The 16,405-nt window shown below is 62.5% G+C and carries 15 protein-coding genes; 4 read left to right on the top strand and 11 right to left on the bottom strand.

The annotated features are described in order from the left end of the window. Positions 1 to 11 precede the first annotated feature (11 nt). From GIB19_RS08160 to GIB19_RS08150, 3 genes are all read right to left on the bottom strand, one after another. The gene (locus GIB19_RS08160; protein ID WP_238215911.1) at positions 12 to 1,340 is read right to left on the bottom strand and encodes an MFS transporter; all 1,329 of its coding nucleotides are present in this window, start codon (positions 1,338 to 1,340) and stop codon (positions 12 to 14) included. Between the two features lie 183 nt (positions 1,341 to 1,523). Beyond that, entirely contained in the window at positions 1,524 to 2,843 is a 1,320-nt protein-coding gene (locus tag GIB19_RS08155) for an NAD(P)/FAD-dependent oxidoreductase (protein ID WP_274885155.1), read from the bottom strand. A 62-nt stretch (positions 2,844 to 2,905) separates the two neighbouring features. Beyond that, complete coding sequence (locus GIB19_RS08150) at positions 2,906 to 3,622, bottom strand: GntR family transcriptional regulator (protein WP_274885154.1); 717 nt, start codon at positions 3,620 to 3,622, stop codon at positions 2,906 to 2,908. 333 nt (positions 3,623 to 3,955) lie between these two features. Between GIB19_RS08150 and GIB19_RS08145 the strand changes: the two genes are divergently transcribed. Further along, positions 3,956 to 4,297: a YgaP-like transmembrane domain gene (locus GIB19_RS08145; protein WP_027594612.1), complete on the top strand. Its 342-nt coding sequence runs from the start codon at positions 3,956 to 3,958 to the stop codon at positions 4,295 to 4,297. Positions 4,298 to 4,529: 232 nt separating this feature from the next. Here GIB19_RS08145 and GIB19_RS08140 read toward each other — a convergent pair whose 3' ends face one another. Next, a complete protein-coding gene (locus GIB19_RS08140; protein WP_274885152.1) occupies positions 4,530 to 5,744 on the bottom strand; it encodes a hypothetical protein in 1,215 nt (404 codons plus the stop codon). Between the two features lie 41 nt (positions 5,745 to 5,785). Beyond that, a complete protein-coding gene (locus GIB19_RS08135; RefSeq protein ID WP_027594614.1) occupies positions 5,786 to 6,235 on the bottom strand; it encodes a YcgN family cysteine cluster protein in 450 nt (149 codons plus the stop codon). Between the two features lie 144 nt (positions 6,236 to 6,379). Here GIB19_RS08135 and GIB19_RS08130 point away from each other — a divergent pair, with 144 nt between their 5' ends. Next, positions 6,380 to 6,973 (top strand): nitroreductase family protein, encoded by a 594-nt coding sequence (locus GIB19_RS08130; RefSeq protein WP_027594615.1) that lies wholly within the window; start codon positions 6,380 to 6,382, stop codon positions 6,971 to 6,973. Positions 6,974 to 7,089: 116 nt separating this feature from the next. Here GIB19_RS08130 and GIB19_RS08125 read toward each other — a convergent pair whose 3' ends face one another. The 4 genes from GIB19_RS08125 to GIB19_RS08110 form a co-directional block, all read right to left on the bottom strand. Then, positions 7,090 to 8,022, bottom strand: a complete 933-nt coding sequence (locus tag GIB19_RS08125; protein WP_274885151.1) for a D-2-hydroxyacid dehydrogenase — start codon at positions 8,020 to 8,022, stop codon at positions 7,090 to 7,092. A 78-nt stretch (positions 8,023 to 8,100) separates the two neighbouring features. Beyond that, the gene (locus tag GIB19_RS08120; RefSeq protein WP_027594617.1) at positions 8,101 to 8,394 is read right to left on the bottom strand and encodes a YcgL domain-containing protein; all 294 of its coding nucleotides are present in this window, start codon (positions 8,392 to 8,394) and stop codon (positions 8,101 to 8,103) included. Further along, complete coding sequence (gene rnd, locus GIB19_RS08115; protein ID WP_265970164.1) at positions 8,391 to 9,524, bottom strand: ribonuclease D; 1,134 nt, start codon at positions 9,522 to 9,524, stop codon at positions 8,391 to 8,393. Before rnd ends, GIB19_RS08120 begins: the two co-directional genes overlap by 4 nt. Before the next feature lie 108 nt (positions 9,525 to 9,632). Then, positions 9,633 to 11,270 (bottom strand): phosphoethanolamine transferase, encoded by a 1,638-nt coding sequence (locus GIB19_RS08110; RefSeq protein ID WP_274885150.1) that lies wholly within the window; start codon positions 11,268 to 11,270, stop codon positions 9,633 to 9,635. 297 nt (positions 11,271 to 11,567) lie between these two features. Here GIB19_RS08110 and GIB19_RS08105 point away from each other — a divergent pair, with 297 nt between their 5' ends. Next, positions 11,568 to 11,804 (top strand): YdcH family protein, encoded by a 237-nt coding sequence (locus tag GIB19_RS08105; RefSeq protein ID WP_274885149.1) that lies wholly within the window; start codon positions 11,568 to 11,570, stop codon positions 11,802 to 11,804. Between the two features lie 61 nt (positions 11,805 to 11,865). On the opposite strand, the gene GIB19_RS08100 is transcribed toward GIB19_RS08105, so the two are convergent. Next, entirely contained in the window at positions 11,866 to 13,050 is a 1,185-nt protein-coding gene (locus GIB19_RS08100; RefSeq protein ID WP_265970162.1) for a trans-sulfuration enzyme family protein, read from the bottom strand. A 128-nt stretch (positions 13,051 to 13,178) separates the two neighbouring features. Here GIB19_RS08100 and GIB19_RS08095 point away from each other — a divergent pair, with 128 nt between their 5' ends. After that, positions 13,179 to 13,640 (top strand): Lrp/AsnC family transcriptional regulator, encoded by a 462-nt coding sequence (locus GIB19_RS08095; protein ID WP_274885147.1) that lies wholly within the window; start codon positions 13,179 to 13,181, stop codon positions 13,638 to 13,640. Positions 13,641 to 13,762: 122 nt separating this feature from the next. On the opposite strand, the gene GIB19_RS08090 is transcribed toward GIB19_RS08095, so the two are convergent. Beyond that, entirely contained in the window at positions 13,763 to 16,087 is a 2,325-nt protein-coding gene (locus tag GIB19_RS08090) for an FdhF/YdeP family oxidoreductase (protein ID WP_274885146.1), read from the bottom strand. Positions 16,088 to 16,405: the final 318 nt, after the last annotated feature.

Genomic DNA, 16,405 nt, shown 5'->3' with positions numbered 1-16,405 from the left:
TTTCGAATAACTCAGCTCAGCGATGCCGCTTGCTGCAGGTTCAATGAACGGGTTTCCGGGGCCAGGGCGACAGAGACGGCCAGGCCGACAAACGTGACGGCGGCGGCGGCATACATGGTTGCGCCGATGCCATAGTTGTCGAGGGCGATGGGTACCAGCCAGGTACCGACAGCAGCACCGACCCGCGACATGGAGGTGCCCACGCCCACGGCGCCGGCACGGATTTCGGTGGGGAACAGCTCGTTGGGATAGACCAGTTGCAATACCTGGGCACCGCCGATGAACAGTGCATAAGCACCGAACAGCACCAGAATCAGCAGCTCGCTGCCATGGCTGAACGCCGCCAGGCCCAGCAGCGCCAGCCCCGACCAGAAGAAGCTGTGCAGCAGCGTGGTGCGCCGACCGAGGGTGTTGAGCAGGCGGGTGCCGATGATGCAACCGACCACGAACAGGAAAGTGATGGCGACCGAACCGATCGATGCCCAGTCACCCTTGAGGTTGAGCGCGCCCAGCACTTTCGGGGCGAAGGCATACACGGCGAACACCGGGATCACCGAACAGGTCCAGAACAGGGTGACGAACAGCATGCGCTTGCCATACCCGGAGTGCAGCAGGCTGAGAAACGACAGCTTGCGGGCCTTGGGTTCTTCCGGCAGGTTGCGCAGCGAGAAGCCATTGCCATAGACCCGCTTGATCACCTGTTCGGCCTCGGCCGAGCGGCCCTTGCTGATCAGCCAGCGTGGCGATTCCGGGGTGCCCAGGCGAATGGCGAACAGCAGCGCGCCAATGACCGCTGCACTGGCCAATACCAGGCGCCAGGCATCATCGCCACCGTGGCGCAGGATCGCCTCACCGACCATGTAGGCGGTCGCGGCGCCGGCGAACCACAGCACCGTCAAGGTGGCCAGGCGCGGGCCGCGGTTCTTCTTGGGTAGGAATTCCACCAGCAGCGAGGTGGCCACCGGGTACTCGATGCCCACCGCGATGCCGATGGCAAAACGCAACAGGAACAAGGCCAGCGCCGACTCCACCCAGAACTGCGCAAGCGACGACAGGATGAACAGGGTCGGGCCGACGAAAAAGACACGCTTGCGGCCAAAGCGGTCGGTCAGCCAACCGCCGAAAAAGCCGCCGAAGAAAATGCCGATCAGCGCCGAGGCGGCGATCATGCCCTGCCAGAAGCTGGTCAGGCTCAGGCCCGCGGACATTTGCACCATTGCCACGCCGATGATGCTCAACACATACCCATCGACGAAAGAGCCCCCGCCGGAGCGCAGGGTCAAAAACTGGTGAAAACGGTTGATCGGTACATCTTCAATCGAAATATTCGGACTTGTCATTGTTGTTCCTACCACTTCTTCTGCATGCACGTTTTCAAGGCGAGCGCGTCCGCGAAACTGAAAACAGCCTTCAGCCCCGGGTCATCGGACATGACATCTCGATCATCAATTTCGGGCAAAGCGCGCCCGTGCCGGGCAAAGCCGCCCGACGTCAAATATTCAATGGCCTAACTTACAAAACGATCAGCTTTCTTTGCCCGCGCGCAGTTGCCCCCACATCAAGTTGGCGTTCAAGCCCAGGGATACCAAGGGCTGCGGTGGATTCGCGCAAGGCCCGGGGGCATTGAGCAAAAACTCGATAAGTTCGTGTTTGTCACCGGCCAGCCAGTCGGCCAGCAACTTCCCGGTGACCGTGCCGCGGGTAACACCCAGGCCGTTACAACACAGCGCGCCGACCACATTGGGCGCCAACTGGCCAAAGAACCCCATGTGATTACGCGACAACGCCAGGGCGCCGCCCCAGGTGTATTCAAAGTTCACGTCGGGCAACATCGGGAAGCGACGGGCAAAGGATTCGCGGTGGCGTTGAACGAAACGGTCCAGGTACTTGCGGTTGCTGCGCCCGTCCGGGTTGAAGCTGAAGCTGTTGCGCACCAGCAGGCGGTTGTCGACGGTGCGCCGCAGGGTGGTGCCGAATGGGTCGGCTGGGATCACGCCCCAGTAGGGTTTGCCACCCAGGCGGGCTTGCTCGTCTTCGGTCAGCGGGCGGGTGATGCTGCCATAGGTGAACACGGGCAACATGCGGCCCTTGAGGAAGCCGAAGCTCATGCCAAAGGCATTGGTGGTGAGCACCAGCTTGTCAGCAGTGATCGAGCCCTTGGCGTGGCGCAGTACCACCTTGTCGCCGTACTCGACGTCAGTGATCGGCGTGTGCTCGTACAGCGAAACGTTGCTCGGCAAGCTGTCGGCCAGGCCTTTGACCAGCGCCGAAGGCTGCAGCAACGCGGTACCCGGCGTGAACAAACCCTTACGGTAGAAGTCCGTGCCGATGTGTTCGGGCAGGTCGCGACCTTCGATCACTTCATAGGGCTGGCCGAGTTTGTCCAGGCCTCGACGGTAGGCATCGAGCACGGCAATGCCACGATCCTCGACAGCGGCCTGGTATTTGCCACAGTGCCGAAACTGGCATTCGATGCCATGGCGCTCGATCAGCTCCTTGAGGTACGACTGCCCACCCAGGTTGAGCTTGAGCACAGTCTTGGCAGTATCGATATCGCCGATGTAGTCCTCGGCGCCGATGTCATGGGGCAGGTCGATGGCAAAACCGGCGTTGCGCCCGGAGGTGCCAAAACCGACTTCCTGGGCCTCGACCAGCACAACCTCGTCATGCGGAAAGTTCGTTGCCAGCTGGCGCGCAGCGGCCAGCCCGGTGAAGCCGGCACCGACCACCACCCAGCGCGCCTGGCTATGGCCACTGTGGGCCGGCCGTGGCGTGCGGGGTGTGCTCAGGTGATACCAACCACAGGTGGCATCATCGGCAGGTAACGAGCTTATTCTTGTCATGTCAATAACCTGGATCTTGTTGTTGACGAGCGATCAGCGCCAGTGGCGACGACCTGGAAACCTCATATCTGAATCGGTACATCCAGCCCTTGCGGTGCGGCGTATTCAGCCATGCGCCGGCGCGACAGCTCGAAGTGCTCACGCACCAGTTGCCCGGCGCGCGCGGGGTCGCGGCGTTCGATGGCATCGATCATCTGGTCATGCTGGTCGCAGGCGGTTTCAAGGTCCTGTTGCATGTCATCAGTGGTCGGGTGGCGATAAAAAATCTTGCCCAGGCGGGCATGGTCGATAAGCAGGCGGCGCAGGCTCGGCATCAGGTAGTCGTTGTGCGCCATCCTGCCGATTTCCAGGTGGAAGGCGTCGTTGTAGACCACCCGGTTTTCCACATCACGCGCTTCGATGGCCTGGCGGAACTGCGCCTGGATAGCCTTGAGCGCCTCGACCTCCGCTTCGCTGGCGTAGGTAGCGGCCAACTGGGTGGTGGCGATATAGATGAGCGGCGCCGCGACGAAAAAGCTGTGCAGCGAATCGTGGTTCATCGCGGCAACCCGTGGCGCGCGGTTGGCCTCGAGCTCGATATAGCCTTCGGCGGCAATCTGGCGCAGCAGCTCACGCACCGGTGGGCGCGACAGGCCGAACTCGTCACACAGGGCCAACTCGTCCACCACAGCGCCGGGGGCCAGTTCCATGCTGAGGATCCGGCGGCGCAGCGCTTCGGCGAGGACGGCCTTGCGGTCCTGCGGCGCTTCTTCGCTGCTGGCTTGTACGGTGGCTTTCATGGCGGCCTTCTTTGTTGTCATAGCGCTGTGTCTACTATTTGTATAACGACTATAGGGCACTGTTAGACAATGTGTCTACAGCATTTTAGATGAACGGTTGAATCTCTGGATCGCCCGTATTTAAAGGGCTTCGCGGTTTTAAAGGGTGAGATTAAACACCTGGGGGGCTGCATTGCCAAACCGGACAAATAACTGCCCAGACAAGACATTTTTCAGGTGCTGGCGCTGAATGGCAATGCACAGGCCGTGCGCCTGGCAACCATTCGGCACAGCGAATGAACGGCTGCGAGCCCCTTGCGGTCAGCTGCTTACACTTCATACGGAGGGCTTGCCATGCTCGATATCCATTCCGCTGCGGCGTCGCCGGAGCACAATGTCCAGGGCCTGGAAAGGGTCGGTTCGCTGGCCGGCGGGGCGCTGATGTTCAGCAAGGGGCTGCGCCATGGCGGCCTGGTCGGGTTGCTGCAGATGGTGGTGGGCGGTATGGCCGTGGCGCGCGGGGTCAGCGGGCATTGCTCGACCAAGGCCTGGTGGCAGCGGCATCGTCAGGAATACAACCGGTTGCGCGCGGACATCGAAGACAGTGCAGCGCAGTTGCAGGCGTTGAAGGCGAGTGCCAAGGCAGCTACCCGAGGGGTGACGGTGACAGGGAAGGACCCGTTGACTGGCCTTTGATTTTGTTTTTGCCTGTGCCGGCCTCTTCGCGGGCAAGCCCGCTCCCACCATTACTTCACTGATCCTGAGAGCAGTGCATTGCTCCATTGGTCCTCAGAGCAGTGCATTGCTCCATTGGCCCATTGGTCCTCAGAGCAGTGCATTGCTCCATTGGTCCATTGTTCCTCAGAGCAGCGCAATCCTGTGGGAGCGGGCTTGCCCGCGAAGAGGCCGGCACTGGTGACACAAATCGCTAGCGCAACACCTTGCTCTGCAACACCTCAGACCGCCGCCCCAGCACACGCTCGCTGATCTGCACGAACTCCTCGGTGCTGACACTCGGCAAGCGCATCAGCGCCCGCGCCACGTCATCCAACGAACGCTTGGCCTGGGTGTGGATGCGGATCTCCTTGTCCAGGGCCTGCAGCAACAGCACCCCTCGGGCAACCTGCGCCGGGTTGGCCTGCTCTCCCTTGAGCTGGGTAACCTTGGCAGCCTGCTTGCTCAAGCGCGCCTGCCAGGCCTCGTAGCGGTCATCGCTGACCCCGCCTGCCCGGCGCAACAACTCACTGGCGTAGTAATCAGTCAGGCTCTCGATCAGCCAGTCACTGCCTTCACGGCCATGAATCTGCGCAAACAGTTGCACCAATTCGCGCAACAACGGGCTGCTGCCATTTTCGCTGATCATCGGCCGGGCACTGTGCATGTACAGCGACCCCTGCGCCGCCATCGCCCCGCGCCACATACCATCCCGGGCGCCGACCAACAGCAGTTTGGGTGGGTTACGCGGGAACACGGCCTGCAATTGCCGCCAGACGAAGGTCAGCAGGGTCAGGCTGTCCATGCGCCGCATGCCCTGCCCGACTGGCGCGGCAACGGTAACTTCAGTCTCGCCCAGGCGAGCCCGGCGGCTGCCCAGGTCTCCCGCCAGCATCCAGCCAGTGGGGCGGTCGAACAGGCGCGAGACGTTGTCGATGCGGAACTTGTCCTTGCCAATGCGCGGCCAGGAAGTTTCGATGCTTTTCCAGCCTTCTGGCAGGTCGAACCACAGGCGTGCCACCAATTCGGTACCGTCCTGCTGATCGAGGCGCGCGGGCGGTACCAGTTGGTCGCCGAGGAACAAGGCCCAATGGGGCGTGATACGCGACGAATAAGCGCCACTGCGCAGCTTTTGGTCCAGTTGCACGCGGTAGCTGAGGCTGGTCTTGCCGGGCGCCGGGTGCCACACACCGCGCTCGCCCTTGTCTGCGACTTGCCATTGGCCGTCAGCCTGGAAGCCACTGTAGGTGCCGGCCTTGCCCAGCTCGAAGTCGAGGCTGCGCACGCTGCTGCCTTCGGCCAGGGTCAGGCGCACTTCGGCCTGGCCATTGGCTGGCAACAGGCGCACGTGATAATCCAGGTCGACTTTCTTCGCCCAGGCCGGCGAACAGGCCATCAGGCTCAGCAGCAACAACAGCTGGCAACGCATACAGAAACTCCTTGTTTCCCAGAGGCGACGGGGCGCGCCGGTCAGCTGGCGCGAAAAATCAGGTGGTCTTCCCAGTCGTCTTCATCGACATCATGCTCACTGAGCATACGCCCTGACTGGGAAATACGCTGTTCATGGACCTGCTGGCGATCGCCGCAGATCAAGTGGTGCCAGTCAGGCAGGTCCTTGCCTTCGCTGACCAGGCGGTAACCGCAGGTGCTTGGCAGCCACTTGAACTGGTCGGCCTTGCCTGGGGTCAGCTGGATGCAGTCGGGCACGTGGGCGAAGCGGTTGGGGTAGTCGCTGCACTGGCAGGTGTCGAGGTCCAGCAGTTTGCAGGCAATGCGCGTGTAATAGATGCTGTTGTCGTCCTCGTCCTCGAGCTTTTGCAGGCAGCACAAACCGCAGCCGTCACAGAGCGATTCCCACTCTTGCGGGCTGAGTTGTTCGAGGGTTTTGCGCCGCCAGAACGGCGCGCTGTCAGCGATCATCACACGGGTTTCCTGCATTCATCATCAGTGCGCGGCGCGCGGCGGCGCCAGTCTAGAGCCTGGCCTTCGGCAAAGCCAGACCGCTTGTCAGTCATGACGGGACGCAGTAGCGTGCGGTTTTCCCATCCGCTTGCAGGAACAGCCATGAGCGCCACCCCCCGTATTGCCGATTACGCCATCAACGAGCAGTTCATCAACCGCTGGTCGCCACGGGCCTTCACCGCCGAGCCGATCAGTGAGGAGACCCTGCTGAGCTTTCTGGAAGCCGCGCGCTGGGCGCCTTCGGCGTACAACTCGCAGCCTTGGCGCTTCCTCTATGCCCGTCGCGACACTGCGAACTGGGAGCGTTACCTGAGCCTGCTGGTGCCGTTCAACCGCAGCTGGGCGCAACAGGCGTCGGCGCTGGTGCTGATCATTTCCAAAACCACCTTCGCAGCGCCTGGCGCCGCTGAAGAAAGCCCTGCCCTGTGGCACACCTTCGACACCGGCTCCGCCTGGGGACACTTGGCCCTGCAGGCCAGCATCAGCGGCTGGCACACCCACGGCATGGCTGGCTTTGACAAGGAGCTGGCACGTAGCGAACTGAAGGTGCCGGAAGGCTACGAGCTGCATGCCATGGTGGCGATCGGCAAGCTGGGCGACAAGGCGACCTTGGCTGAGGCGCTGCAGGCGCGTGAAGTGCCGAGCTCGCGCCGGCCGCTGAGCGAGCTGGCGGCTGAGGGTGATTTTAGCCTGTAAGGCTTTTTGTTGGCTGTACCGGCCTCTTCGCGGGGCAAGCCCGCTCCCACAGGTATTGCGCCATCCCTGTGGGAGCGGGCTTGCCCCGCGAAGAGGCCGGTACAGGCCACTAGCAATCAGTAACCCCGGGCGAAATTCACTTCCCCGCGCAACCCCTGCCCCGCCTCATACGCCCGCACATTCTCGACGAACAACCGCACCATCGCCGCCGGCGAGGTGGGCGCCGAGCTGTGCCCGGTCAGCAGCAACCCCCAGGCGGTCCAGAATGGGTGACGCTGGGGCAGTGGCTCCTGGCGGCACACATCGATCACCGCGCCCGCCAGATGCCCCTGCTTCAGTGCTTCCACCAGGTCGCCATCGACCACCGCCACTCCACGCCCGGCATTGATGAACAAGGCACTGGGCTTGAAGCGCTGGAACAGCGCCGCATCGTACAAATCGTGGGTGGCAGGCGTGTCCGGCAGCAGGTTGATCACGTAGTCGACCTGCTCGACCATGCGCGGCAGGTCCGCCAGGGCCACCACTTCGACGAACGGCAGCTGCTCGCGGGCGCTGCTCGCGACCCCGTACAAGGTCACGCCGAATGGCAGCAGAAACTCCGCCACACGCTGGCCGATATCACCGGTGCCGACGATCAGCACCTTGCGCCCCTCAAGGGTGCGCCCTGGGCGGTCGTCCCAGCGCCGCTCGACCTGGCTCACCAGGCGCGACAGCACCTCGCGTTCATGGCCGAGCAGGTAGGTCAGCATGTACTCCGCCATGACCTGGCCAAAAATGCCAACTGCGCGCGTCAGGCGATAGTCCCGTGGCAAACCCTCGGCCAGCAACGGGGTGATGCCAGCCCAGGTCGACTGCATCCAGGCCGGCTTGTGGCCCTGGCGCAGCAGGCTCGCCAACAAGTCGGGCTGGCCCAGCCACACCGGGCACTGCGGCGCCTGCAGCGCCAGCTCGGCAGAGTCGCTGCTGGTCAGGATTTGCAGGTCAGGGGCCGCTTCGCCCAGCAGCTGGGTGTACTTGGCATGATCCTGTTCGGCGATCAGAACGCGCATCGTGAAAACAACCTTGGCAGACAACGAAAGCGGCCCGACAGGCGGGCCACTTGGCGAATGAGAGAAACCGGGCCTGGGTCAGACCGGGTCGTTACGGCGCAGCAGCTCTTCGGGCAGGTGCTCGATGTACTCATCCTCGGCCGGCGGCATCTGCAGGTGATAGCCCTGGTTGTCGAGGTTTTCCAGCACCTTGGTGATGTCCTCACGCGCCAGCTTGCGCTCGGGGCTCAGCACCAGGTCGAAAGCATGCACGGGGGTGCCGAAGAACGGCAGCAAGGCCTCGGGCACGCGCTCCAGGCCTTCGGCCTTGAGCACATACAGGTACATTTCGTTCTTGCGGGGGCTCTTGTAGATCGAGCAAATACGTTTCATCGGGTCTCTCCGGCGCCTGCCAGGTTGTCCAGCAGGGCCTGGCCCATGCGCTCGCGACGCCAGCCGCGCAGCGAATCGGGCAGTTGATAGGGGCCATTGGGGTAGCCGCTCTTGAGCAGCGCTTCCAGGGTTTTCTTGCGCAGCATCAGCTCGGGGGCAATGCCTAAGCGCTCGCCTTCGGCCTGGCCGATGGCGCGCAGCTGCTTGAGGATGCCGGCCGCTTCGATCGGCAATGGCTCAGGCAAAACCTGCGGCCACTGATCGGCGGGCAGGCTGGCAGCACGCTTGATCAGCTGGACGAGAAACTCCCCGTCCTGGCGGATGGTGCGCGGGTGCATCTCGTCGATCTTGGCCAAGGCCGACAAGTTAGAGGGCTGGGACTTGGCCATCGGCCACAGCGAGTGCTCTTTGAGGATGCGGTTGCGCGGCACGTCGCGGTTGCGCGCTTCGCGCTCACGCCAGGCGCACAGCTCGCGCAACACGGCCAGCTGCTGGGGCGCCAGCTTCCAGGCCAGCTTGACGTCGCGGTACAGGCTCTCGGGCTCGACTTCCCGGCGCAGCTGGGCCACCAGCTCGGCGCCGTCTTCCAGCACCCAGGCGTACTTGTCATCGGACAGGCGCGGGCGCAGCGCGATGAACAGCTCGGCCAGGTGCACGGCATCTTCGGCGGCGTAGCTGACCTGGGTGTCGGACAGCGGGCGTTGCAGCCAGTCAGACCGGGTTTCGCCCTTGGGCAGCTCGAGCCCCAGCACGTCCTGGACCAGGCGCGAGTAACCCATGGAGAAACCCAGGTTCAGGTAACCGGCGGCCAACTGCGTGTCGAACAGTGGCTGTGGCAGCTTGCCGGTCAGGCGCAGCAACACTTCGAGGTCTTCGCTGCAGGCGTGCAGCACCTTGACCACGCCGCTGTCTTCAAGCAGCTCGCCCAGCGGCTGCCAGTCCTTGATCAGCAGTGGGTCGATCAGAAAGGCACGTTGACCGTCGCCAATCTGGATCAGCCCCGCCTTGGGGTAGAACGTGTCTACCCGCATGAATTCGGTGTCGAGCGCTACGAAGGGCAGTTGGCGCCACTTTCGGCAGAGGTCGGCCAGGGTCTGGTCGTCACGGATCCAGTGAATTTCGATGGCCACGAGGCTCTCCCACTAACATTGGCGCGCAGTATATACGGCGCGGGCACTGCGGGTGAAACCTGCGCCATCCCTGGAATAGATAAACGGTGGTGTAAAAGCCATGCGCGATCAGCGCTTGGCTGCCAGCCACGGCCTGCAGCTGGCGAACATGTCCAGCGATTGCTGATAGACCTCGGTGCGCACCTGCAACAGGCCGAGCATCGAGTGGAACAGGTTGTCCTGGGACAGCGGCGCATCACTGAGCTTGGCCAGGCAGTCGGTGTCCAGGCCAAAGTCCTCTTTGTAGCTGTCGGAGAACCAGGTCAGCAGTGGCACGTGCTTCTGCTGCTCCGGGGCAATGGCGTAAGGGGTGCCGTGCAGGAACAGGTTGTACTCACCCAGCGACTCACCGTGGTCGGAGAGGTAGATCATCGCTGTGTCGACCTTGTCCTGTTTGCTGCGCAACGTGTCGATCAGCGACGCCAGCACCTTGTCGGTGTAGGCCAGGGTGTTGTCGTAGCCGTTGATGATTTCCTGCTCGCTGCACTGGTTCAGTGCATTGCTCTGGCACACCGGGGTAAAGCGCTCGCTGGCGTTGGGGTAGCGCTTGAAGTACTCGGGGCCGTGGCTGCCCATCTGGTGCAGCACCAGCACGGTGTCCTTGTCGAGGTTGTCGATCAGCTCACCCAGGCCCTGCAACAGGATCTCGTCATGGCATTCGCCGTTGGCGCACAGCGCCGGGTCGGTGAGGTTGCTGACATCGATGAACTGCACCCGATCACAGGTGCCCTTGCAGCCCGACTGGTTGTCGCGCCACTGCACGGCCAGGCCTGCCCGCTGCAGGATATCCAGCAGCCCTTCGCGGTTTTTCGCCACGCGCGCGTCGTAGTCTTTGCGCGGCATGCCCGAGAACATGCAGGGCACCGACACGGCGGTTTCAGTCCCGCACGAATGCACATCGGAGAAGGCCAGCAGGCCCTGCTCCTTGGCCAGGTTAGGAGTAGTGTCGCGGTCATAACCGAGCACGCCGAAATGGTCGGCCCGCGCACTTTCGCCGACGACCAGCACCGTCAACGACTTGCGTTCATGGTGCTGCCAGGCGGCATCGCGTTTCGCATCCGTACCATAATTCTGGAAGGGCCTGGCCGCAGTACCGACGCGTTCGCTGACATAACCAATGGAGGCACCCACGATATTGCTCGGGGTGAGCATCAGGCGCAGTTCGTGATGATTGCGAAACAGTGACGACAAGCCCTGGTAGTTGACCAACGCCACCGACCCGAGGGCGACCACACAGGCGCCGCTGACCACCAGCTTGCCCAACAGCTCACGGTGCCAGGCGCGGTAGGCGATCGGTGTTTTCCACAGCACGACCGAGGGCAATACGCCCAGCAACAGTATATAAGCGGCAAACTTAAACGACATCAGGTCGCGCACTTCCGCAACATTGGTCTCTGCCATGTTACGGAACATGCCAGAATCAATAAGCACCCCGTACTGATTCATGAAGTAAGCAACACCCGCGCCACTCATGAACAGCACAATAAGTACCGGCTTCAATACATACCGGAAGGCAAACAAGGTCAAAATCAGGTTGAATGCGAACAGCATCAGCACGGCAAACGCCAGGCTCAGCCAAAGCCCCGCCAACCCTGGCGGAACCACGTGCTCCAGGTGCTGCCAGAGAAAGAAATTGAAGCCGATCAGCAGGTACAGGCTGGCCAGCAGCGTGACCCATTCAGTCCGCAGGGATTTAAAGTTGAGCATCAGTGTTCGCAATCAAGAGTGATTATCAGCCCACGGGCCTGTGCGGCACCGCGAAAAGTTGGCTGAACTCTAGAAAGGCCACCATCAATTTTTCGTGAAAAAGACGCCAACAAAACCGTGAGATGGCGTTTTTCCAACATTAAATGAAGTTTATTCAGCCGCCATTCAGCCTGGCAGGCCAAGTTTGCTGCCCGGTTGCGAGAAGGCTGCGCCGGCCTCCCCCAGCTCCCCACCTGCGCAAAGGCGACTATCCTCAAAGGTCAGGACCGTTCGCCAACCCCCACGAGAGGTGAAGAAATGCCCGTTCCGCATGATCTGCTCGCTGACCTGAACATCACTGCCGAGGATTTCCAGAAGCGCATCGACAAAGACCATGACCTGCACAAACTGCACAAGGAGTACAACGCCAAAGACAAGGAAGTGCTGGCCGCTGAAGGCAACGCCAGCACCGATGACACCGTCACCCGACTGCGCAAGGAGCGGCTGCTGATCAAGGACAAGATCGAACGGATCATTCATCCGCCGAAATCTTGAGGGGTTTCTGCTGAATCAACCGGCCCTATCGCCAGCAAGCCGGCGATAGGGCCAGCCGCTTTTATACGCTAGCCGACGCCTTCAACGCCGTATCCAGATCTTCGATCAGGTCCCGATAGTCCTCGATCCCCACCGACAGCCGCAGCAAGTTCTCACTGATGCCCATCACGCCCTTCTGTTCCGGGCTCAGGGAGTTGTGCGACATGCTCCAGGAGTGGTTGATCATGCTCTCCACGCCGCCCAGCGAATCGGCAAGTACGAAGATCTGCAGCGCCTCGACCAGGCGATTGAGCGCCGCCCGGTCGCCACCCTTGACCTTCATGGCCACCACAGCCCCGCCCGCACGCATCTGGCGCTTGCACAGCGCATGCTGGGGGTGGCTTTCAAGCCCTGGATAAAACACCTGCTCGATCTGCGGATGGCTTTCGAGAAAACGCGCCACCTGTAGGGCATTGGCGCACTGGCGCTCCATGCGTACATCCAAGGTTTTCAGGCCACGCAGGGCCAGGTAGCAGTCGAACGGCCCTTGAATCGCCCCGACGGCCATGCTGATCTTGCGCAGCCGCGCCAGCAGCGCGTCATTGGCGGCCACCACCACACCGCCGGTGAGGTCGGAATGGCCGCCGATGTACTTGCTTGCCGAGTGCATCACCAGGTCCACGCCCAGGGTGATCGGGCGCTGGTTCCAGGGCGAGCAGAAGGTGTTGTCGATGCAGGTGAGGATACCGCGCGACCGCGCCAGGTCGCAGACCGCCTTGATGTCGACCAGGTGCAGCAAGGGGTTGGTCGGGGACTCGATCCAGATCAGCTGGGTTTCTGGGCGAATCGCCGCGGCCACAGCCTGCACGTCGTTGAGGTCGACGTAAGTGGTGGTCAGCCCCGATGTGTGGCTGCGGTAGTCCTCCAGAATACGGAAGGTGCCGCCGTATACGCCGTTCATCACCACCACGTGGGCATCCTTGGGCAACAGCTCCAGCACCGTCGCCGTGGCGTTCACGCCGGAGGCGCAGGCCACCGCGCCGACACCTTCTTCCAGCGCCGCGACGCAGCTCTCGTAAGCATGCCGGGTCGGGTTGCCGACGCGGCTGTAGGCATACTCGGGGTTGTCGTCCAAGCTGCGCTTGATGTACGAACTGGCGGTGTAGATGGGCGGGAAGATCGCGTTGTCGGCAACGCTATCCTGCTCGCCGGCGTGGATGGTACGGGTGGCGAAATTACGCGGCTTGTCGGACATGATCCGGTCCATTGACTGAGGTAAGCCTGCAACTATCGCACAACCATTGCCGGCGGCAAGGACGTGCAACGGGGGTCACGCATTTTTCCGGTTTTGCAGTAATCTGGAGAAAATCATTCTCTGGCCAGCCTGTAATCGACATGGACAATTTCGACCAACACATCCTCACCTTGCTGCAGCGCGACGCGTCCATTTCTCTCAAGGACCTGGCCGAGGCGGTAAACCTGTCCACCACGCCCTGCTGGAAGCGGGTCAAACGGCTGGAAGAAGAGGGTTACATCCTTGGCCGCGTCGCCCTGCTCGACCCCACGCGCCTGGGGCTGGGCCTGACCGTGTTCGTCCAGCTCAAGACCCAGCGCCACGACAGCGCCTGGCTGGAGCAGTTTGCCGCGACGGTGACCGGTTTCGAGGAGGTGATGGAGTTTTACCGCATGTCGGGGGATTGGGATTACATGCTGCGGGTGGTGGTAGGTGACATTGCCGCCTATGACCGGTTCTACAAGAAGCTGATCACCCGCACCGACGGGCTTTCCAACATTACGTCGAGTTTTGCCATGGAGCAGATGAAGTACACCACCGCTTACCCGGTGCGCCGGCCCTAGCGCGATCGTCTGTAGGAGCGGCCTTGCGTCGCGAAAGGGCCGCGAAGCGGCCCCAACAATTTATGCCGCGAAGCTGAAAACCTGGGGCCGCTGCGCGGCCCTTTCGCGACGCAAGGCCGCTCCTACAAAGACCGCGCCTCGATCCGGTTCCCCGCCTTGGCTTTCTCTACCCTGATCGCGATGAACTTCGAGGTCGGCGTATACGTCCCCTCGCCATAACTCTCCAGCGGCACCAGCGGGTTGGTCTCCGGGTAATACGCCGCGGCCTGCCCCTGCGGCACGTCATACGCCACCAGGCGGAACCCGGACACCCGCCGCTCGCGCCCGTCCTCCCACAGCGACACTAAGTCCACGTGCTCGCCAGGCTCGAACCCCAGGCGACGGATGTCGGCCTCATTGACGAACACCACCTCACGCAGGCCAAACACCCCACGGTAGCGGTCATCCAGGCCATACAGCGTGGTGTTGTACTGGTCGTGCGAACGCAAGGTCTGCAGGATCAGGTCCGGTTTGTCGCCACGGGCCAGCACCTGGGCATTGACCAGTTGCTCCGGCAACTGGCTGGCACTGAAACGCGCCTTGCCGGTGGCGGTACGCCACGTGCGATCCGCCGCGTTGTTGCCCAGGTGGAAGCCACCGGGGTGCTGCAAGCGCTCGTTGAAGTCGGTAAAGCCGGGGATCACATCGGCGATCATGCTGCGGATGCGGCTGTAGTCAGCAATGGCGTACTCCCAATCGATCGGCTGCTTGCCCAAGGTCGCCTGGGCCATGCCGGCCACGATGGCTGGCTCCGAACGCAAGTGTGGCGAGCGCGGGCGCAATTGGCCGTGGGAGATGTGGACCATGCTGAAGGTGTCCTCCACGGTCACGCCCTGCGGCCCGTCGGCCTGCAGGTCGATCTCGGTTCGCCCCAGGCACGGCAGGATGAGCGCATCACGGCCGGTGACCAAGTGCGAACGGTTGAGCTTGGTGGAAATCTGCACGGTCAATGCACAGTTGCGCAGGGCCGCGTGGGTTCGAGGGGTGTCTGGGGTAGCCTGGGCGAAGTTACCCCCCAGGGCGATGAAGACCTTGGCCTGCCCTTCTTCCATGGCCTTGATCGCCAGCACCGCGTTATGCCCGTGGGCACGGGGCACACGGAACTGGAAGCGTTTTTCCAGGGCATCGAGCAGCCCGGCCTTGGGCTTCTCATCGATGCCCATGGTGCGGTCGCCCTGCACATTGCTGTGGCCACGCACCGGCGACAGGCCAGCACCGGGTTTGCCAACGTTGCCCCGCAGCAGTTGCAGGTTGACGATTTCCTGCACCGTGGGCACCGAGTGGCGGTGCTGGGTGACGCCCATGGCCCAGCACATGATGACCCGCTCGGCCTTGCGGTACATGCGCGCTGCCAGCTCAATCTCGGCCTGGGTCAGGCCCGACTGCTCGACGATATGCGCCCAGGAGGTGGCATCCACCGCCGCCAGGTAGGCGTCGACGCCGCTGGTGTGGTCGGCGATGAAGGCATGGTCGAACACCGCCGGTTCACCCTTGGCCTGGGCCTCACGTTCCCATTGCAGCAAATACTTGGCGATGCCACGCATGGCCGCCATGTCGCCGCCCAGGGCCGGGCGGAAGTACGCGGTGTTGGTCGGTTCGGAGCCGTTGCTGAGCATTTCGAACGGGTGTTGCGGGTGCTGGAAGCGCTCCAGGCCACGCTCCTTCAGCGGGTTGAAGCACACCACCTGGGCCCCACGCTTGACCGCCTCGCGCAGCGGTTCGAGCATGCGCGGGTGGTTGGTGCCGGGGTTCTGGCCGATGACGAAGATGGCGTCGGCCAGTTCCAGGTCATGGAACACCACGGTGCCCTTGCCCACGCCGAGGGTTTCCGACATGCCCACACCGCTGGCCTCGTGGCACATGTTCGAGCAATCGGGGAAGTTGTTGGTGCCGTAGGCGCGGACGAACAGCTGGTACAAAAACGCCGCTTCGTTGCTGGCCCGCCCCGAGGTGTAGAACTCGGCCTGGTCGGGCGAATCGAGCGCCTGCAGGTGTTTGGCAACCAGGGCGAAGGCCTCTTCCCAGGAGGTTTCGACGTAGTGGTCGGTGGCCGCGTCGTAGCGCATCGGGTGGGTCAGCCGGCCTTGGAATTCGAGCCAGTAATCGGTCTGTTCGGCCAACGCACTGACGCTGTATTTGGCGAAAAATGCGGGGTCTACCGAGCGACCGGTGGCTTCCCAGTTGACCGCCTTGGCGCCGTTCTCGCAGAACTTGACCATGTCGTTTTCCGGCGATTCGCCCCAGGCGCAGCCGGGGCAGTCGAAGCCGCCGTTCTGGTTGGTCTTGAGCATGGCCCGCAGGTTCTTGAAGGCGTTTTCGCTGCCCAGCCAGCTTTTGGTCACGCTCTTGAGCGCCCCCCAGCCGGCGGCGGCGCCTTTGTAGTCCCTGATATGTTGGTCCTGGCTCATGCGGTGAATCCTCACGCTCGGTGTTTTTTCCAGACTATTGAGCGTGGGGCACAAGCGTCCAATCGAAAGATCTTACGGGCTGATAAGCCGTTTCGATCACGGGCCAGCACTGACAATCCAGATCGCGTCCTGTAGGAGCAGCCTTGTGCTGCGAAGAGGCCGGTTTGGCTAGCCGAGAAGCTGTGGCTGCAATGGCCTCTTCGCAGCACAAGGCTGCTCCTACAGGGGAAGTCTCCCATACATGCCGGGGCCTGCAGCCGTGATAGAGCAGATTGATCAACCAGTCGGGGAAAGCAATTTGACGGGGGTGCGGCCAGG

The organism is Pseudomonas sp. ITEM 17296 (assembly GCF_028895205.1).
GTDB lineage: Bacteria > Pseudomonadota > Gammaproteobacteria > Pseudomonadales > Pseudomonadaceae > Aquipseudomonas > Aquipseudomonas kermanshahensis.
The sequence above is the reverse complement of the archived record's forward strand: the minus strand, read 5'-3'. Positions and strand labels throughout refer to the sequence as shown.